General features: G+C 72.9%; 15 protein-coding genes and 1 riboswitch. Of the genes, 4 read left to right on the top strand and 11 right to left on the bottom strand.

Going from position 1 to position 17,778, the window contains the following annotated elements; translation table 11 throughout:
- Positions 1 to 37: 37 nt before the first annotated feature.
- The 4 genes from ACGH52_RS23645 to ACGH52_RS23630 all read right to left on the bottom strand — a co-directional run bounded on the left by ACGH52_RS23645 (position 38) and on the right by ACGH52_RS23630 (position 4,803).
- The gene (locus tag ACGH52_RS23645; RefSeq protein ID WP_399942130.1) at positions 38 to 1,489 is read right to left on the bottom strand and encodes a glycine hydroxymethyltransferase; all 1,452 of its coding nucleotides are present in this window, start codon (positions 1,487 to 1,489) and stop codon (positions 38 to 40) included.
- Positions 1,490 to 1,518: 29 nt separating this feature from the next.
- Positions 1,519 to 1,605: riboswitch (ZMP/ZTP riboswitch) on the bottom strand.
- A gap of 152 nt (positions 1,606 to 1,757) precedes the next feature.
- Positions 1,758 to 2,942 (bottom strand): glutathionylspermidine synthase family protein, encoded by a 1,185-nt coding sequence (locus ACGH52_RS23640; protein ID WP_399942127.1) that lies wholly within the window; start codon positions 2,940 to 2,942, stop codon positions 1,758 to 1,760.
- A gap of 10 nt (positions 2,943 to 2,952) precedes the next feature.
- The gene (locus tag ACGH52_RS23635) at positions 2,953 to 3,330 is read right to left on the bottom strand and encodes a hypothetical protein (RefSeq protein WP_059302451.1); all 378 of its coding nucleotides are present in this window, start codon (positions 3,328 to 3,330) and stop codon (positions 2,953 to 2,955) included.
- 87 nt (positions 3,331 to 3,417) lie between these two features.
- Entirely contained in the window at positions 3,418 to 4,803 is a 1,386-nt protein-coding gene (locus ACGH52_RS23630; protein ID WP_399942124.1) for a PLP-dependent aminotransferase family protein, read from the bottom strand.
- Between the two features lie 46 nt (positions 4,804 to 4,849).
- On the opposite strand from ACGH52_RS23630, the gene ACGH52_RS23625 reads away from it, so the two are divergent.
- The 3 genes from ACGH52_RS23625 to ACGH52_RS23615 are packed head-to-tail and all read left to right on the top strand — an operon-like array spanning position 4,850 to position 6,536.
- Positions 4,850 to 5,359, top strand: a complete 510-nt coding sequence (locus ACGH52_RS23625; protein WP_076975925.1) for a carboxymuconolactone decarboxylase family protein — start codon at positions 4,850 to 4,852, stop codon at positions 5,357 to 5,359.
- Entirely contained in the window at positions 5,356 to 5,805 is a 450-nt protein-coding gene (locus ACGH52_RS23620; RefSeq protein ID WP_399942121.1) for a carboxymuconolactone decarboxylase family protein, read from the top strand. The genes ACGH52_RS23625 and ACGH52_RS23620 overlap by 4 nt, the downstream gene beginning before the upstream one ends.
- Positions 5,802 to 6,536, top strand: coding sequence for an isocitrate lyase/phosphoenolpyruvate mutase family protein (locus ACGH52_RS23615; RefSeq protein WP_210974082.1), 735 nt, complete (start codon positions 5,802 to 5,804; stop codon positions 6,534 to 6,536). Before ACGH52_RS23620 ends, ACGH52_RS23615 begins: the two co-directional genes overlap by 4 nt.
- 3 nt (positions 6,537 to 6,539) lie before the next feature.
- Here the strand turns inward: ACGH52_RS23615 and ACGH52_RS23610 are convergent, their stop codons facing one another.
- Genes ACGH52_RS23610 through ACGH52_RS23590 form a run of 5 tightly spaced genes read right to left on the bottom strand, consistent with a single transcriptional unit; the run spans position 6,540 to position 13,806 of the window.
- The gene (locus ACGH52_RS23610) at positions 6,540 to 7,490 is read right to left on the bottom strand and encodes an ABC transporter substrate-binding protein (RefSeq protein WP_059302446.1); all 951 of its coding nucleotides are present in this window, start codon (positions 7,488 to 7,490) and stop codon (positions 6,540 to 6,542) included.
- Position 7,491: 1 nt separating this feature from the next.
- On the bottom strand, positions 7,492 to 9,438 hold the full coding sequence (locus ACGH52_RS23605; protein WP_121701826.1) for a proline/glycine betaine ABC transporter permease: 1,947 nt from the start codon (positions 9,436 to 9,438) through the stop codon (positions 7,492 to 7,494).
- Positions 9,438 to 10,691, bottom strand: a complete 1,254-nt coding sequence (locus ACGH52_RS23600) for a glycine betaine/L-proline ABC transporter ATP-binding protein (protein ID WP_399942116.1) — start codon at positions 10,689 to 10,691, stop codon at positions 9,438 to 9,440. The genes ACGH52_RS23605 and ACGH52_RS23600 overlap by 1 nt, the downstream gene beginning before the upstream one ends.
- Positions 10,688 to 12,220, bottom strand: coding sequence for a GMC family oxidoreductase (locus ACGH52_RS23595; RefSeq protein WP_076975921.1), 1,533 nt, complete (start codon positions 12,218 to 12,220; stop codon positions 10,688 to 10,690). The genes ACGH52_RS23600 and ACGH52_RS23595 overlap by 4 nt, the downstream gene beginning before the upstream one ends.
- A gap of 56 nt (positions 12,221 to 12,276) precedes the next feature.
- Positions 12,277 to 13,806, bottom strand: a complete 1,530-nt coding sequence (locus ACGH52_RS23590; RefSeq protein ID WP_399942113.1) for an aldehyde dehydrogenase family protein — start codon at positions 13,804 to 13,806, stop codon at positions 12,277 to 12,279.
- A 183-nt stretch (positions 13,807 to 13,989) separates the two neighbouring features.
- On the opposite strand from ACGH52_RS23590, the gene ACGH52_RS23585 reads away from it, so the two are divergent.
- The gene (locus ACGH52_RS23585; RefSeq protein ID WP_399946862.1) at positions 13,990 to 14,823 is read left to right on the top strand and encodes a GNAT family N-acetyltransferase; all 834 of its coding nucleotides are present in this window, start codon (positions 13,990 to 13,992) and stop codon (positions 14,821 to 14,823) included.
- 88 nt (positions 14,824 to 14,911) lie between these two features.
- Here ACGH52_RS23585 and ACGH52_RS23580 read toward each other — a convergent pair whose 3' ends face one another.
- Together ACGH52_RS23580 and ACGH52_RS23575 are read right to left on the bottom strand one after the other, a co-directional pair.
- Positions 14,912 to 15,901 (bottom strand): malate dehydrogenase, encoded by a 990-nt coding sequence (locus ACGH52_RS23580; RefSeq protein ID WP_059302441.1) that lies wholly within the window; start codon positions 15,899 to 15,901, stop codon positions 14,912 to 14,914.
- A 387-nt stretch (positions 15,902 to 16,288) separates the two neighbouring features.
- Entirely contained in the window at positions 16,289 to 17,602 is a 1,314-nt protein-coding gene (locus tag ACGH52_RS23575; protein ID WP_399942110.1) for a DUF2690 domain-containing protein, read from the bottom strand.
- Positions 17,603 to 17,778 lie beyond the last annotated feature (176 nt).

Genomic DNA, 17,778 nt, shown 5'->3' with positions numbered 1-17,778 from the left:
GGTCCCACCGGCGGCTCGTTCCCCCGGGCGGCGACCGTCAGCCCAGGTCGATCTCCGGGTACAGCGGGAAGCCGGCCACCAGGTCGGTCGCGCGGTGGGCGATCTCCTCGGCGACCTTCGCGTCGAGGACGTGGGCGGCCTTGGAGGGGGCGCCGGACTTGGTGGTGCCGGGCTCCGTCGTGGTCAGGACGCGGTCGATCAGGCCCGCGACCTCGTCCATCTCGGCGGTGCCGAGACCGCGCGTGGTCAGCGCCGGGGTGCCGATGCGGATGCCGGAGGTGTACCAGGCGCCGTTCGGGTCGGCCGGGATGGCGTTGCGGTTGGTGACGATGCCGGAGTCGAGGAGGGCGGCCTCGGCCTGGCGGCCGGTGAGGCCGTAGGAGGACGCCACGTCGATCAGGTTCAGGTGGTTGTCCGTGCCGCCGGTGACCAGGGTGGCGCCGCGCTTCGTCAGGCCCTCGGCGAGCGCGCGGGCGTTGTCGACGATGCGCCGGGCGTAGTCCTGGAAGGCGGGCTGCCGGGCCTCGGCGAGGGCGACGGCCTTGGCGGCCATGACGTGCGGGAGCGGGCCGCCGAGGACCATCGGGCAGCCGCGGTCGACCTGGTCCTTGAGGGAGTCGTCGCACAGGACCATGCCGCCGCGCGGGCCGCGCAGGGACTTGTGCGTGGTCGTCGTCACGATCTGGGCGTGCGGGACCGGGTCGAAGTCGCCGGTGAGCACCTTGCCCGCGACGAGGCCCGCGAAGTGCGCCATGTCGACCATGAGGGTCGCCCCGACCTCGTCGGCGATCTCGCGCATGATCCGGAAGTTCACCAGCCGGGGGTACGCGGAGTAGCCCGCGACGATGATCAGCGGCTTGAACTCGCGGGCGGAGGCGCGCAGGGCCTCGTAGTCGATCAGGCCGGTGGCCGGGTCGGTGCCGTAGGAGCGCTGGTCGAACATCTTTCCTGAGATGTTCGGGCGGAAGCCGTGGGTGAGGTGGCCACCCGCGTCCAGGGACATGCCGAGCATCCGCTGGTTGCCGAAGGCGGCTCGCAGCTCGGCCCAGTCGGCGTCGGTCAGGTCGTTGACCTGGCGGGCGCCGGTCTTCTCCAGGAAGGGCACCTCGACGCGGGCGCCGAGGACGGCCCAGAAGGCGACCAGGTTGGCGTCGATGCCGGAGTGCGGCTGGACGTAGGCGTGGCGGGCGCCGAACAGCTCGCGGGCGTGCTCGGCGGCGAGGGACTCGACGGTGTCGACGTTGCGGCAGCCGGCGTAGAAGCGGCGGCCGACGGTGCCCTCGGCGTACTTGTCGCTGAACCAGTTGCCCATCGCCAGGAGTGTGGCCGGGGAGGCGTAGTTCTCCGAGGCGATCAGCTTGAGCATCTCGCGCTGGTCGGCGACCTCCTGGCCGATGGCGTCCGCTACGCGGGGCTCGACGGTACGGATGACGTCGAGCGCGGCTCGGTAGGCGGTGGACTCGGGGGTGAGCGGCTGCTCGGCGGGCATGGGGACCTCCGGACGTTGGAATCAGCGTTCAGGTCGGCCCAGGCGCTCGGCACTTGTCGCTCGGACCGCTTCCCGATGGTTCATCCCATCCTTGCGCGCCAGTCACGGTCCGGGGTCAGGGTACCGGGTGTGTTCTGCCGGTGCCTTGCCTGTCCGCGATGCGGGAGCGTCTGCGTGGTTGGTGTGCCGTCGCGGACTGCGGGCGCGTTGTGGCTGGTCGCGCAGTTCCCCGCGCCCCTGAAGGGCCCTGCGGGGCCCTTCAGGGGCGTTACAGGATCACGTGGGGCAGGAAGCGGGCGTATTCGTCGGTCACCAGGCCCGACGACTCCCGGATGCCCAGGCCCGCCGACTCGTTCTCCACCACCCAGGCGCCCAGGACGACGCGGTTGCCGTCGAAGTCGGGCAGCGGGGCCAGTTCCTGGTAGCAGCACGGTTCGGGGCGGGGGGCGGGGTCGGTGCCGGGCTGGTGGATCGTGACGCCGGCGCCCTCGCGGCCCAGGAGGGGCTTGGCGACCCAGCCGGTGCCGGTGGCCAGGTCGCGCGGGCCGTCCAGGTAGGCGGGGAGCAGGTTCGGGTGGCCGGGGTACAGCTCCCAGAGGATCGCAAGCAGGGCCTTGTTGCTGAGCAGCATCTTCCAGGCCGGTTCGATCCACAGGGTGGTGCCGGTGCCGCCGCCGTTGTCGAGGGTGTCCAGGACGTGGCCGGCGAAGCGGTCGGTGGTGAGCCACTCCCAGGGGTAGAGCTTGAAGAGGCTGCGGATGAAGCGCAGCCTGTTGTCGACGAAGCGGCCGGAGAGGCGGTCCCAGCCGATCTCCTCCATGGAGATCCAGTCGGTCTCCAGGCCCGCCTGCTCGGCGGTCTCCTTGAGGTAGGCGACCGTCATGAGGTCCTCGCCGAGTTCGTCGTCCGAGGAGTGCGCGAAGTACAGCGGGTTGCCGGGCGGCAGGAGCGCGGCCTGCTTCTTCCAGGCGTCGACGAGGCGCTCGTGGAGGCTGTTCCACTGGTCGGCGCCGGGGAAGCGCTCCTCCATCCAGAACCACTGCGGGGACGCGGCCTCGACGAGGGAGGTCGGGGTGTCCGCGTTGTACTCCAGGAGCTTGGCGGGTCCGGTGCCGTCGTAGCGCAGGTCGAAGCGGGCGTAGACGGAGGGGAGTTCGGCGCGGCGGTGCCAGGCCTCGGTGACCGCGCGGACGACGCGCGGGTCGGTGATGCCGAGGTCGGCGAAGCGGTCCTCGGCGACGATGTGCCCGGCGGCCGCCAGGCACATGCAGTGCAGTTCCTCGACGACCTCTTCCAGGGCCTCGACCTCGGGCAGGGAGAAGACGTAGTAGGCGCTCTCGTCCCAGTAGGGGCGCAGGGAGCCGTCGGGGTAGCGGGTCAGGGGGTAGATCAGCCCCTGTTCCTCGACGGTCTGCTGCCAGCCGGGGCGGGGATCGGCGCTGCGGCGTTCCACGGTCCCGTCCTCAGCCGCCGCCGCTGCCGGAGCCCGAGCAGCCGAAGCCGCCCCGGTCGACGGCCTCGGACCGGCTGAAGGTGCCGGAGTCGGCCCAGCCGTTGCTGACGTCGGCGTCGTAGTACCAGTCGGCGTCGTCCACGGACCTCGACGAGCCGGTCTTCTTCTTGCCGCCCTTGCCCTTGCTCTTGCCGGACGAGCTGCCGGACGAGCCGGACTTGCAGTTCTTGTCGGCGACGACCTTGTAGCCGTTGAGGTAGTCGTAGCTGTCGCGGTCCACGCAGCGGCGGTCGGGGTCCGAACCGCATGCGCTCAGGGCCGCCGCGAGCATTCCCATGCCGCCGAGCACCACGGTGCTCGACCGCAGCCGTCGCCGGGTTGTGGCCATGTCCCTGTCCCCCGTTGTCCGTGCCTTGTCCGTGTGGTTGTACGACAGTTGGGCCGGTCGAGTGTACGACCCTGCCGCGGGTGGACTTTACGGCAGCGCCCGGCACAGCGCGTCCAGTGCCCCCGCCCAGGCGTGGTCGGGCGGGGTGCCGTAGCCGACGACGAGGGCGTCCAGCGGGGGGAGGGAGGCGGCCGGGTGCCGGAACATGGACAGGCCGTGGACCGCGAGTCCGTGCCAGGCGGCGGACCGCAGGACCTGCTGCTCGGTGCCGGACGGCAGCGGGAGGACGGCGTGCAGTCCGGCGGCGATGCCGGTGACGCGGACCGCGGGGGCGCGCTCGGCGAGGGCGGCGACCAGGGCGTCGCGGCGGCGCCGGTAGCGCAGGCGGGCGGACCGCACGTGCCGGTCGTAGTCCCCGGAGTCGAGGAACTGCGCGAGGGTCAGCTGGTCGAGCACGCCCGGGGTGCGGCTCACCGGGTCTTCCATGACGTCCCCGACGAGGGACGGGGGCAGCGCCATCCAGCCCAGGCGCAGTCCGGGGGCCAGGGACTTGCTGGCGGTGCCCAGGTACACGACGCGGTCGGGGTCCAGTCCCTGGAGGGCGCCGACGGACTGGCGGTCGTAGCGGAACTCGCCGTCGTAGTCGTCCTCCAGGATCAGCCCGCCGGTGCGGTGCGCCCAGGCCACCGCCGCGGCTCTGCGGTCGGGGTGCAGGGGGACGCCCGTCGGGAACTGGTGGGCGGGGGTGAGCAGTACGGCGCCCTCGTCCGTGAGCGCCCCGGTGTCCGCTCCGCGGTCGTCCACGGGCAGCGGAACGGTCCGCAGGCCGGCCCTGGTGAGCAGGTCGCGGTGGACGTGGAGGCCGTACGACTCGACGGCCACGGTGTGCACGCCGCGCGCCCGCAGCACACCGGCCAGCACCACGAGGCCGTGCGCGACGCCGCCGCACACCACCAGCGTCCCGGGGTCGGCGCGCACGCCCCGGACCCGGGCGAGGTAACCGGCCAGCGCGGCGCGCAGCTCGCTCCGCCCGCGGCCGTCGCCGTAGCCGAGGGCGTCGTGGGGAGCGGCGGTGACGGCGCGACGGGCGGCCCGGAGCCAGGCGGTGCGCGGGAAGGAGGCGAGGTCGGGGGTGCCGGGGCGCAGGTCGTAGGCGGGCCGGGCGTGGCCCCCGGGGCGCCGGGCCGAGGTGCGGGACGGCGCGGCGGCGACGCGTTCGGCGACCCTGGTGCCCGAGCCCTGGCGGGCGGTGAGCCAGCCCTCGGCGACGAGGTCGGCGTAGGCGTCGGCGACGGTGTTGCGGGCGATGCCGAGGTCGGCGGCGAGGACGCGGGAGGAGGGCAGCCGGGTGCCGGGGCCCAGCCGGCCGGTGCGGACGGCCTCGCGCAGGGCGTCGGTGAGGCCGCGGCGCAGACCGGGACCGGTGGGTTCGAGGTGCAGGTCGACGCCGAGAGTGGCCCATGATCTCGCCATGGAAATGGACCATACCGCTGGGCTGCCTTCTTCCTAGGGTCGAGGCATGACGACACACACCGTTGACACGAAGACCACGGGCTACGCCGCCGAGGTGCCCGTCCGGCTGAACTGGTCCCAGCACGCTCCCGAGGTCTACAAGGCGATGCTCCGGCTGGATGCCGCAGCCAAGCGGGGGGTGGACCCGACGCTGTACGAACTGGTGAAGATCCGCGCCTCGCAGATCAACCACTGCGCCCTCTGCCTCGACATGCACACCAAGGACGCCCTCGCCGCCGGGGAGAGCGTGGAGCGGATCGTGCAGCTGGCCGCCTGGGAGGAGTCGCGGCACTTCTACACGGAGAAGGAGCTGGCGGCGATCGAGCTGACCGAGGCGGTCACGGTGCTGACCGACGGCTTCGTGCCCGACGCGGTGTACGAGAAGGCCGCCGAGCACTTCGACGAGCCGGAGCTGGCGCAGCTGATCGCCGCGATCACGACGATCAACGCCTGGAACCGGTTCGGCGTGACCTGCCGGATGACGCCGGGCCACTACACGCCCGGACAACACGCGTGAGCGCGGCACGCACCCAGCTCCTGGACCGGGGGGTCGGGCAGGCGCTGTCCGCGCTGAGCGCGGCGGCCAAGAAGGGGCTCGGCGACCCCGTGCTCGCCGAGCTGGTGATGATCCGGGCCTCGCAGCTCAACCACTGCGCCTTCTGCCTGGACATGCACCTCACCCTGGCCCGCAAGAACGGGGTGGATGAGGAGCGGCTCGGTCTGCTCGCCGCCTGGGAGGAGGCGGAGGACCTGTACGACGGGCGGCAGCGGGCCGCGCTCGCGCTGACCGAGGCGATGACGGTCCTGACCGAGGGCTTGGTGCCCGACGCGGTGTACGAGGAGGCCGCCGTACACTTCGGCGACGGCGAACTGGCCCATCTGATCGGGCTGATCACCGCCATCAACAGCTGGAACCGGCTGATGGTCAGCCGCAGGGTCGCACCCGGGGGTTACACACCGTGAGTCACGTCGCCGCGTTCCGCGCCCTGCACCACGGCCGGGTCCCGGACGACCCCCTCGTCCTGCCGGGTCCCTGGGACGCGGCGAGCGCCCGGGTGTTCGCGGAGGCCGGGTTCCCGGCACTCGCGACGCCCAGCGCCGGAGTGGCGGCCTCGCTGGGGTACGAGGACGGGCGGACCCCGGCCGACGAGATGTTCGCGGCCGTCGCGCGGATCGTGCGCGCCGTGGACGTGCCCGTGTCGGCGGACGTCGAGGGCGGCTACGGCCTGGCGCCGAAGGAGCTGGTGGAGCGGCTCCTGGAGGCGGGCGTCGTCGGCTGCAACCTGGAGGACTCCACCCGCGAGGGGGGTCTCAAGGACCCGGCGGAGCACGCCGAGTGGCTGGCCGGGGTGCGGGAGGAGGCCGGTGACCGGCTGTTCCTGAACGCCCGGATCGACACGTTCGTCCGGGGTGTCGACGACCCGGGGGCGGCGATCGGGCGGGCCGCCGCGTACGTCGCCGCGGGCGCCGACTGCGTGTATCCCATCGCCGCCCCCGTCGCCGTACTGCCGCTGCTGCGGGCCGGAATCCAGGGGCCGGTGAACGTCGTGGCGCATCCCGGCCAGGGCCCCTCGCCCGCCGAACTCGGCGGACTCGGGGCCACCCGGGTCACCTTCGGGCCGGGGCTCCAGCGGCAGGCCGAGCAGGCGGTGCGGGAGCACGCGCTGCGGCTGGCGGCCCGGCCGACGCGATGAGGGTCAGGGCAGCCACTTCTGCCAGACGGACTCGTGGCTGTCCACCCACTTCTTCGCCGCCACCTCCGGCCGCATCTTCTGCTCGGCGATCATCAGGGAGACCTGGTTCTGGTCCTCGGTCGTCCACGTGAAGTTCTTCAGGAACTCGGCCGCCTTGCCGCCGTCCTTCGCGAAGTCGGCGTTGAGGTACTTCTGCAGCGGGGTGACGGGGTAGGCGCAGTCGACCTTCTCCGGGTCGGCGTCGCAGCCCTCCTCGTACGGCGGCAGCTTCACCTCGGTCATCGGGACCTTCTCCATCAGCCACTGGGGGGTGTACCAGTAGCTCAGGAAGGGCTTCTTCTCCTTGGCGAACTGCTGCATCTGGGTGATCTGGGCAGCCTCGGAACCGGCGAAGACGACCTGGTAGTCCAGGTCCAGGTTCTTCACCAGGGCCTTGTCGTTGGTGACGTAGGACGGGGAGCCGTCCAGGAGCTGGCCCTTGCCGCCGCTCTCCGCGGTGCGCAGCAGGTCGGCGTACTTGTCGAGGTTCTTCCAGTTGGTGACGTCCGGGTGCTTCTTCGCGAAGTACGTCGGGACGAACCAGCCGATGTGTCCGGTGACGCCGAGGTCGCCGCCCGCGGCGATGGTCTTCTTGTCCCGGACGTAGCGCTGCTCCTGCTCGGGGTGGCCCCAGTCCTCCAGGATGGCGTCCACACGGCCCTGGCTGAGCGCGTCCCAGGCGGGGACCTCGTCGACCTGGACGGTGTCGACGCGGTAGCCCAGTTCGTGCTCCAGCAGGTACTGGGCGACGGCCACGTTGGCCTGGGCGCCGACCCAGGACTGCACGGACAGGGTGACGGTCTTGGCGCCCTGGGCGTTGGCGAACGGGGACGCCTGCTTGGTCATGTCGGCGGCGCCGCAGCCGGTGGCCAGCACCAGCACGGCGGCGGCCGCCGTGATCCGCTTGCGGGACATCTCAGGCCCCCTTCTTCGCCGTACGGCGTTCGGTGGGCTGGGTGACGCGGTCGAGCATCAGGCCGAGGCAGACGATCGCGGCGCCCGCCACCAGGCCGGTCGCCAGGTCGCCCTGCGCGAGGCCGAAGACGACCTGGTAGCCGAGCGCGCCACCGCCGACCAGGCCGCCGATGATGACGACGGCGAGGACCAGGACGACGCCCTGGTTGACGGCGAGCAGCAGGGCCGGGCGGGCCAGCGGGAGCTGGACCTGGCGCAACTGCTGGCCGCTGGTGGCGCCGAGCGAGCGGGCCGACTCCAGCGCGGCCGGGTCGACCTGGCGCAGACCCTGGGTGGTGATGCGGACGACGGCCGGGAGGGCGTAGACGACCGCCGCGGCCACGGCGGGCGCGCGGCCGACGCCGAACAGGGCGACGACCGGGATCAGGTACACGAACTGCGGCATGGTCTGGAAGACGTCGAGGACGGGCCGCAGCAGGCGTTCGAAGCGGTCGCTGCGGGCGGCGGCGATGCCGGTGGCGAAGCCGAGGACCAGGGTCACGGCGACGGCGGCGAGCACCTGCGAGAGCGTGTCCAGGGACGGGTTCCACACGCCGAGCACGCCGATCGCGGCCATGGCGAGGACGGCGGTGAGCGCGGTGCGCCAGGTGCCGATCAGCCAGGCCAGGGCGGCGACGATCAGGAGTACGGACCACCAGGGCAGCCACTGGAGGCCGTCGCGCAGCGGGTTGAGGACCCAGCTGGTGAAGTGCGCGGCCCAGTCGGCGGTGCCGCCGACGACGGGGACGCCGGAGTAGAGGTGGGCGGTCATCCAGTCGACGGCCCGGTTGACGGGCTCGGCGATGTCCACCTCCCACCCGTCGGGCCAGTCGAGGAGACCGGCGAGTCGTCCGGCGAGTGCGACGGCCGCGGCGACGACGAGCGCGTACAGCCAGGTCACCGGGGACTTCCCGGCCTCGCCGAGCCGCTCCCCCGCCGCGCCGGTGACGCGGTCCAGGACGACGGCCAGCAGCACGATCGGGATGCCGGCCGCGAGAGCCGCGCCGACGTCGACGGAGGCGAGCGCCTGGTAGACGCGGTCGCCGAGGCCGCCGGCGCCGATGACGGAGGCGATGACGGCCATGGACAGCGCCATCATGATCGTCTGGTTGACGCCGAGGAGGAGTTCCTTGCGGGCAAGCGGGATGCGGGCGGTCAGCAGCCGCTGGCGGGCGGTGGTGCCGAGGGACTCGACGGCCTCCAGGACCTCCTTGTCCGCGCCGCGCAGGCCCAGCGAGGTGAGCCGGGCCATGGGCGGGGCGGCGTAGACGACGGTGGCCAGGACGGCGGCGGGGACGCCGATGCCGAAGACCAGGACGACGGGCAGGAGGTAGGCGAAGGCGGGCAGCACCTGCATGGTGTCGAGCACCGGGCGCAGGACGCGGTCCATCCGGTCGGAGAGGCCCGCGGCGAGGCCCAGCAGGGCGCCGACGACGACCGACGCGAGGACGGCGACGACCATCAGGGCGAGGGTCTGCATCGTCGGCACCCACATGCCGAGCAGGCCGCAGGCCAGGAACGCGGCGGCGGTGCCTGCCGCGAGCTTCACTCCGGCCACCCGCCAGGCGACCAGGGCGCCGATCGCGGTGACCCCGGCCCAGCCGACGGCGAGGAGGGCGAGGTACACGGCGCGTACGGCGATGACGACGAGGTTGCTGACGTGGCCGAGGAAGTGGAGGAACAGGGGGTGGCTGTCCCGGTTGTCGATGATCCAGTCGCTGGTCTTGCCGAGGGGTTCGGAGACGTCGACGGTGAGGGGGGTGGGCCAGGTGGTGCCGCCCCACTGGGTGACGGCCAGGGGGACGAGGACGGCGGCCAGTGCAGCCAGGGCGAGGAGCTTGCGGACGGCTCTGTGGGTGAGGATGCCCGGCGGGATGGCCTTTCGGGGCGCTGCGGTGATCGTTGCCATCAGACCGGCTCCTCGGTCGTTGGCTCGGCGGCAGTGGTCGGCTTGCGGCGCGTGGCCGGTGCCTCCCCCACGCTCGGCTTCGCTCGCGCGGGGGGACCCCCATCGCCCACCCGTGCCGCCCCAGCGGCACGACTGCCCGCAGCTGGGTCAGAGCTGCCCGCAGCGGGGGCGGGTTCGCCTGCTGTGCCTGCCACCACCGACAGGAGGTCGGTCGCGTCGACCATGCCCAGGCAGCGGCCCTCGTGCATGACGCGGGCCGGGGTGCCTGCTCGGGCGACGGCCTCGATGGCCTCCGCGACCGTGGCCTCGGGGCGGATCGCCGGGCCCGTGCCCGCCTCGTCGGAGGAGGTCGCGGGGCGCATCGCCGTGCGGACGGTGAGGACCTGCTCGCGCGGGACGTCGCGGACGAACGCGCGGACGTAGTCGTCGGCGGGCGAGCCGACGATCTCCTCCGGGGTGCCGAGCTGCACCACCCGGCCGTCGCGCATCAGGGCGATGCGGTCGCCGAGCTTGAGGGCTTCCTGGAGGTCGTGGGTGATGAAGACCATCGTGCGGCCCTCCTCGCGGTGCAGCCGCACGACCTCCTCCTGCATGTCCCGCCGGATCAGCGGGTCCAGCGCGCTGAACGGCTCGTCGAAGAGCAGCACCTCGGGGTCGACGGCGAGGGCGCGGGCGAGGCCGACGCGCTGGCGCTGGCCGCCGGAGAGCTGGCCGGGGCGGCGCTGCTCCAGGCCCTCCAGGCCGACCTTGGCGACGATCTCCGCGGCGCGCTCGCGGCGCTCGGCGCGGCCCATGCCCTGGACCTCCAGGCCGTAGGCCACGTTGTCCAGGACCGTGCGGTGCGGGAGGAGGCCGAAGTGCTGGAAGACCATGGCGGCACGGTGGCGCCGCAGTGCGCGCAGCCGGGACCTGTCCATCGCGCGGACGTCCTCGCCGTCGATGACGATGGACCCGGCGGTCGGTTCGATGAGGCGGGTCAGGCAGCGTACGAGGGTGGACTTGCCGGAGCCGGACAGGCCCATGACGACGAAGACCTCGCCCTTGCGCACGTCGAAGGAGACGTCCGCGACGGCGGCGGTGCAGCCGGTGCGCGAGCGCAGCTCGGCCGGGCTCAGGGCGGCGAGGTCCGGGTCGGCGGGGACGCGGGCGGCCTTGGGTCCGAAGACCTTCCACAGGCCGTCCACGGAGAAGACCGGCGGGCGCTCGGCCACGGTGTCGGTGGCGGCGGCGGTGGTGTTGGAGGTCGTGCTCATCGGGCGTCACCGCCGATCAGCTCGACGGCGCGCTCGCCGACCATGAGGACGCCGATCATCGGGTTGACGGCGGGCATGGTCGGGAAGACGGAGGCGTCGGCGATGCGCAGGCCCTCAAGGCCGCGCACGCGCAGTTCGGGGTCGACGACGGCCTGTTCGTCGGTGGCGGCACCCATGCGGCAGGTGCCGGCCGGGTGGTAGACGGTGTGGGCGACCTTGCGGGCGTACTCGCTCAGCTCCTCGTCGCCGGTGACGTCCGGGCCGGGGCAGACCTCGCGCTTGAGCCAGCCCGCCAGCGGCTGGGACTTGGCGATCTCACGGGCGATGCGGATGCCGTCGACGAGGGTGCGGCCGTCGTAGTCGTCCTCGTCGGTGAAGTAGCGGAAGTCCAGGGCGGGCTTCACGGACGGGTCGGCGCTGGTGAGGTAGAGGCGGCCGCGGGACTTCGGCTTGGGGATGTTCGGGGTCATGGAGACGCCGAACTCGGGGCGCTCGTAGCCGAGGCGCTCCGGATTGTCCGTGAACGGGATCTGGTAGAAGTGGAACATCAGGTCGGGGCCGGCGTGTTCGGGGTCGCGGCGCACGAACAGACCGGCGTCGGAGTCCATCGCGGAGTTGTCCGGGAGGGGACCGTCGGTCTCCCACACGATCACCGACTCGGGGTGGTCGAGCAGGTTCTCGCCGACGCCGGGCAGGTCGAGCGCCACGGGTATGCCGAGTGCCTCCAGCTGGTCCTTCGGGCCGATGCCGGAGTGCAGCAGCAGGCGCGGGGAGTCGACGGCGCCGGCGGACAGGACGACCTCGTTGCGGGCCTTGACGAGGATCTCCTCGCCGTCCTTCGTGCGCACGTGGACGCCCTCGGCGCGGGTGCCGTCGAGCTGGAGCTTGTACGCCCAGGTCTCCAGCATCAGCGTGAGGTTGGCGCGCTCGTCCATCACGGGATGCAGGTACGCCACCGAGGCCGACGAGCGCTTGTTGTTCTCGGGGTGGTAGGCGAGGTCGAAGAAGCCGACGCCGTCGTTGAACGGCTTCTTGTTGAAGCCCTCGATCCGGGGGACCCCCAGCGTCTGCTGCGCGGAGTCGACGAAGTCGCGGGCGATGGCGTTCCGGTCCTTCTCGTCGACGGCGACGATGTTGTTCTTCAGCCGGGCGAAGTACGCCTCCATCTGGACCGCGCCCCAGCCCTTGGCGCCGGCCGCCTCCCACTCGTCCCAGTCGGACGGCAGCGGCTTGAAGGCGATGAGGGTGTTGTGCGAGGAGCAGCCGCCGAGGACGCGGGCCCGGCTGTGCCGGATGTGCGAGTTGCCGCGCGGCTGCTCGGTGGTGGGGTAGTCGTAGTCCAGCTCGCCGCCGAGCAGGCCCATCCAGCGGCGCAGGGTCAGCACGTCGTCGCGGCCGACGTCACTGGGGCCTCCCTCGATGACGGCGACGGTGACGTCCGCGTTCTCGGTGAGGCGGGAGGCGATCACCGATCCCGCGGTGCCGCCGCCGATGACGACGTAGTCGTAGACCTGGGTGGTTTCTGGCATGGGGGTACTCCAGTGGGGCGAGCGGATGGTGCGGGGACGTACGGGGGCGGGAGTGGTCAGCCGGCGAACCAGCGGACGGGCTTCGGCGCGAGGTTCTGGTAGACGTGCTTGCTCTCGCGGTACTCGGCCAGGCCCGCGGGGCCGAGTTCGCGGCCGACCCCGCTCTTGCCGAAGCCGCCCCACTCCGCCTGCGGCAGGTAGGGGTGGAAGTCGTTGATCCACACGGTGCCGTGCCGCAGCCGGCCCGCGACCCGGCGGGCCCGTCCCGCGTCGGCGGTCCAGACGGCACCGGCCAGACCGTACTCGGTGTCGTTGGCGAGGGCTACGGCCTCGTCCTCGGAACGGAAGGTCTCGACGGTGAGGACCGGTCCGAAGACCTCCTCCCGCACCACCCGCATCTCGCGGTGGCAGTGGTCGAGGACGGTCGGCTCGTAGAAGTAGCCGCCCTCGGGCCGCTGGGGCGACGGCTCGGGGCGCTTGCCGCCGCAGCGCAGTACGGCGCCCTCGGCGAGCGCGGAGGCGACGTAGTCCTCGGTCTTGGCGCGCTGCTGCTCGGAGACGAGCGGGCCGCACTCGACGCCGTCCTCGGTGCCGCGGCCGAGGCGGATCTTCTCGGCGCGGCGGGCGAGTTCGGCGACGAAGCGTTCGCGGACGGACTCCTCGACGATGAGGCGGCCGCCCGCGGAGCAGACCTGGCCGCTGTGGATGAAGGCGGCGTTGAGGGCCTGGTCGACGGCGGTGTCGAAGCCCTCCTCGGTCTCGCAGGCGTCGGCGAAGACGACGTTGGGGTTCTTGCCGCCGAGTTCGAGGGCGACCTTCTTGACGGTGACGGCGGCCGCCTGGGCGACCTTGGTGCCGCTGATCAGGCCGCCGGTGAAGGAGACCAGGTCGACGTCGGGGTGCTCGGCGAGCCGGGCGCCGACGGTGTGTCCCGGGCCGGTGACGATGTTCGCGACGCCGGTGGGGAGTCCGGCCTCGACGAGCAGGTCGATCAGGGCGATCGTGGTGAGCGGCGTGATCTCGCTGGGCTTGACCACGAAGGTGTTGCCGGCGGCGAGGGCCGGCGCGATCTTCCAACTGGCCTGGAGCAGCGGGTAGTTCCAGGGAGTGATCAGCGCGCAGACGCCGACCGGTTCGTGCACGACGACGCTGTGGACGTCGGGCGAGCCCGCGTCGACGACCCGGCCGGGGGCCTCTGAGGCGACCAGGTCCGCGAAGTAGCGGAAGGCGTCGGCGACGCAGTCGATGTCGACGCGCCCCTCCTCGACGGTCTTGCCCGCGTCGCGGCTCTCCAGCAGGCCGAGTTCTTCGCGGTCGCGCACGAGGAGGTCGGCGACACGGCGCAGCAGGGCGGCGCGTTCGGCGACCGGGGTGTGCGGCCACTCGCCCGTGTCGAAGGCGCGCCGGGCGGCGGCCACCGCGAGGTCGGTGTCCTTCTCGTCGCCCTCCGCGACCACGGTGAACGGCAGGGCGTCCGCGGGATCGAGGATCTCGCGGGTGGCCCCGGAGGACGCCGCGAGCCAGTCGCCGCCCGCGTGGATGGTCCGGTGGGCCCGCTCGGTCCGGGTTTCCGTTCTGTTCGCCATGGTGGGATGTGCCTTCCGTTCCTGGTCAACGCCCCTGCGTCACACGCGTGTCACTCTCGGGGACCGTGAGCCCCTGCCCCGCCGCCCCCCATGCATGCCGATTCGGTCGTCGAAAGTGCGGCGCATCACTGAGAAAAGGGATGAGAGCGGCGAAACCGCTACTTCACGCGCCGCGTCGGCGCCCTGGACGACCGCTGCCTCGGCCAGGACCGGCCGCTCGGCGAGGCCCGGCTGCTCTTCGAGATCGCCGAGACCGCCGAGCGCGGCCCCGGGGTGCCCCTGCGGGACCTGCGGACCCGCCTCGGGCTGGACGCCGGATACCTGAGCCGGATGGTGCGGTCCCTCCAGGCGCAGGGCATGGTCCGGCTGGGCACGCACCCGGACGACAGCCGGATGCGCACGGTCGGGCCGACCGGCGCCGGACGGGCCGAGGTCGCGGAGCAGAACCGCCGGGCCGACGTGCTGGTCTCCGGGCTGCTCGAGGGGCTCGCCCCGGACCAGCGCCGACGCCTGAGCGACGCCACGGCCACCGCCCAGCGCCTGCTGCGGCTGGCCGCCGTCACGGTCGTACCGGTCGACGCCCGCACCCCGGTCGCCCGCGCCTGCCTGGACGCCTACGCCGCCGACCTGGACGCGCGCTTCCCCGAGGGCTTCGACCCGGCCGACCTCGTGGGGCCCGCGGAGGTGTCGGGGGACGCCGGGGCGTTCTTCCTCGCGTACGAGGAGGGTCGGCCGGTGGGCTGCGGTGCGCTGCGGCGTACGGAGCCCGGGGTGGGCGAGATCAAGCACGTGTGGGTGCACTCCGGCGCCCGGCGGCTGGGGCTGGCCCGGCGGCTGCTCGACGCGCTGGAGACCGAGGCCGCCGCCCGGGGCCTGGCCGTCGTACGGCTCGACACCCATCCCGCGCTCACCGAGGCGCGGGCGATGTACGAACGGACCGGGTACACCGAGATCCCGGCGTACTCCGACCACGTCTACGCCGGGCACTGGTTCGAGAAGCGGCTGCCGGGAGCCTGACGCCGATGCGGACGCCGGGCCCGGCAACGGACACGGGCCCCGTCCCGGCGGGTGCCGGAACGGGGCCCGTGCGGGCGTCGGGGCGGGCTCAGATGAGGCCGAGACCGCGGACCGCCTCGCGCTCCTCCGACAGCTCCTTGACGGAGGCGTCGATGCGGGCGCGGGAGAACTCGTTGATGTCCAGGCCCTGGACGATCTCGTACGAGCCGTCCTTCGTGGTGACCGGGAAGGAGGAGATGATGCCCTCCGGGACGCCGTAGGAGCCGTCCGACGGGATGCCCATGGAGGTCCAGTCGCCCTCGGCGGTGCCGTTGACCCAGGTGTGCACGTGGTCGATGGCGGCGTTGGCGGCGGAGGCGGCCGAGGAGGCGCCGCGGGCCTCGATGATGGCGGCGCCGCGCTTGGCGACGGTCGGGATGAACTCGTCGGCCAGCCACTTCTCGTCGTTGACCGTCTCGGCGGCGTTCTTGCCGGCGATCGTGGCGTGGAAGATGTCCGGGTACTGGGTGGCGGAGTGGTTGCCCCAGATGGTCAGGCGCTTGATGTCGGCGACCGTCGAGCCCGTCTTCTTCGCGAGCTGGGTCAGCGCGCGGTTGTGGTCCAGGCGGGTCATCGCGGTGAAGCGCTCGGCCGGTACGTCCGGGGCGGCGGCCTGGGCGATCAGGGCGTTGGTGTTGGCCGGGTTGCCGACGACGAGGACCTTGATGTCGTCCGCCGCGTGGTCGTTGATGGCCTTGCCCTGCGGCTTGAAGATGCCGCCGTTGGCCTCCAGGAGGTCGCCGCGCTCCATGCCCTTGGTGCGGGGGCGGGCGCCGACGAGGAGGGCGACGTTGGCGCCGTCGAAGGCGACGTTCGGGTCGTCGGTGATCTCGATGCCCTGGAGGAGCGGGAACGCGCAGTCGTCCAGCTCCATCGCGGTGCCCTCGGCGGCCTTGAGCGCCGGGGTGATCTCCAGGAGGCGCAGCTTGACCGGCACGTCCGCGCCGAGCAGCTGGCCGGAGGCGATGCGGAAGAGCAGGGCGTAACCGATCTGGCCGGCCGCGCCGGTGACGGTGACGTTCACGGGAGTGCGAGTCATGGCGTTCTCCGTATGACAGCTGGCGGTGGGGCGTCCCGGCCCCGGGCGTTTGATCGATCTCTTGGTATCAAGAGATCGATCCAGCCGTCAGGCTATCGCGCCCGTGGTGCCCGGCACGTCCGGGTCGGTGTGGCCCGGCCCACAGGGCCGCCGCCGGATCACCCGTGCGCGCGGGAGCGGGGTACGGAAGCGGGCACGACCGGCCACGAGAAAGAGGCGGCCGCCTGTCCGGGAGAGGGGGGACGAAGGCGACCGCCGTTCGGGGATACCGTTGCCGGACTCCCGTGGGGGTACTTCTCGCGTGCCCGGGACGCCGCGGAGCATTCCTGTCGCGGGCGAACTTTTCTCCGCCGCCCCGCCGACCGCCGCCCGCCCCGCCTCGCGCGCCTACTTCGTGCAGCCCTGCTGCCCCGCGGCCAGCGTCGCGCACGCCTCGGCGTCGGCCGCGGAGTCGACGGCGACCATCATGGTGTACGCGGCGGTGTCCCCGGCGTTGCCGACCGTCGCCCGCTGCTCGTTCGCACCGCCGGCGCTCACCTGGACCTCGTCGCCCTGCGCGGCCTGGGTGACCCGGGCCCACGCGGCACCGCAGACCTTGCTGTACCGGACCTCGACGGCGGCCGTGCCGACGACGGCGGTCGCGCCGGTGGTCACCAGGTCGCCGCCGCAGCCCATCACCTCGGGGTCCTTGCCGGTGCAGGCGTCGCCGCTGCACTTCACGCCCGGCGGCAGCTTGGGTTTGCTGCTCACGGTGGGCGACGGGGAGGGTTTGGCGCCCTCGTTCTCCTTGTCGCCGCCGCCGTCGAGGAGGAAGAAGGCGCCCGCGATCACGACGAGGACGCCGACGACGCCCGCGACCAAGGTGACCATCCGCTTGTTCCCGCCGCCCCGAGGGCGGCCGGACGGACGGGGGCCGCCGTGCGGGGGTTCGCCGTACGGGGGTTCGCCGTACGTGCCCGAAGGGCCGGGGCCGGTGGCGGGTACGACGCCGGGGCCGTACGGCGCGGCGGGTGCGGTGGGCGGCGTCGCCTCCCCGGTGCCGGTGCGGGGCCCGGGGCGGGACGCGCGGTCGCCGGTCGGGGCGGGGCCCCGGTATCCGGCGAGGCCCCAGGAGTTGCCGTCCCTCGCTCCGCCGGAGGACGGGACGGGGGCGGTACCGGGTCCACCGCCGTCCCGGACCGCGCCGAGCGCCGAGTCGGGGCTGTCGGCGGCCGTCGGCTGGGCCGGGACCGTCGGCGGCAGCGTGGGGGACACACCCGCCGGCCCGGCGACCCCGGTGGCGGCGCCGCCGCCGTGACGGCCGGTCCGGCTCCCCTTGCCGTTCCTGCCGCCGTGGCCCGGCTTGGAACCGGCGTTGCCCGACTTGGCCGCGGGCGTGCCCAGTTCGCCGAGCGCGGCGCGGGCCTGGGAGATCCGGATGGCCTCCATGGTCATGTCGTGGCGCATCTCCGAGCGGCTCCACGCGCGTTCGGCCAGCTCCCACATGGTGGTCAGGTGCATGGGGTTGGTCCCGGTCACCTCGGCCAGGGCCACGATGGCGCCCTTCGGGGCCAGCAGCCGGCCGTTCAGATAGCGCTCCCAGGACGTCTTGCTGTAGCCCGTGGCGTCGGCCACCGAGGCGACGCTCAGGTCGCTGCGGTCCACGAGCCGGCGCAGCTGACTGGTGAACTCCCTGATCTGCGGATCGAGTTCATCCGGCAAGGCCTTCCAACGAGGCACTGCTTCCCCCTCTTCCCCCGGTGGCGTGCTGGTCGTTCCCCCGCTGGTCCCCGCGCGCGGCGTCCCCCCGCGCGGTACCTGGTTCTGGCTACCCACAGGGATGCGCCCGGTCAGGATCCCAGTTCCCGGGGTGGGGGCGCACAGGAGCACAGAGGCCG

Source organism: Streptomyces sp. BBFR25, assembly GCF_044590125.1.
GTDB lineage: Bacteria > Actinomycetota > Actinomycetes > Streptomycetales > Streptomycetaceae > Streptomyces > Streptomyces canus_D.
This window is presented reverse-complemented; position numbering and strand designations above follow the sequence as displayed.

Bases quoted from the DNA above. Each gene is read 5' to 3' on its own strand.
- ACGH52_RS23625 (WP_076975925.1), top strand. From the start codon at position 4,850: ATGACGACACACACCGTTGACACGAAGACCACGGGCTACGCCGCCGAG.
- ACGH52_RS23635 (WP_059302451.1), bottom strand. From the start codon at position 3,330: ATGGCCACAACCCGGCGACGGCTGCGGTCGAGCACCGTGGTGCTCGGC.
- ACGH52_RS23645 (WP_399942130.1), bottom strand. From the start codon at position 1,489: ATGCCCGCCGAGCAGCCGCTCACCCCCGAGTCCACCGCCTACCGAGCC.
- ACGH52_RS23610 (WP_059302446.1), bottom strand. From the start codon at position 7,490: ATGTCCCGCAAGCGGATCACGGCGGCCGCCGCCGTGCTGGTGCTGGCC.
- ACGH52_RS23580 (WP_059302441.1), bottom strand. From the start codon at position 15,901: ATGACTCGCACTCCCGTGAACGTCACCGTCACCGGCGCGGCCGGCCAG.
- ACGH52_RS23600 (WP_399942116.1), bottom strand. From the start codon at position 10,691: ATGAGCACGACCTCCAACACCACCGCCGCCGCCACCGACACCGTGGCC.
- ACGH52_RS23605 (WP_121701826.1), bottom strand. From the start codon at position 9,438: ATGGCAACGATCACCGCAGCGCCCCGAAAGGCCATCCCGCCGGGCATC.
- ACGH52_RS23630 (WP_399942124.1), bottom strand. From the start codon at position 4,803: ATGGCGAGATCATGGGCCACTCTCGGCGTCGACCTGCACCTCGAACCC.
- ACGH52_RS23590 (WP_399942113.1), bottom strand. From the start codon at position 13,806: ATGGCGAACAGAACGGAAACCCGGACCGAGCGGGCCCACCGGACCATC.
- ACGH52_RS23595 (WP_076975921.1), bottom strand. From the start codon at position 12,220: ATGCCAGAAACCACCCAGGTCTACGACTACGTCGTCATCGGCGGCGGC.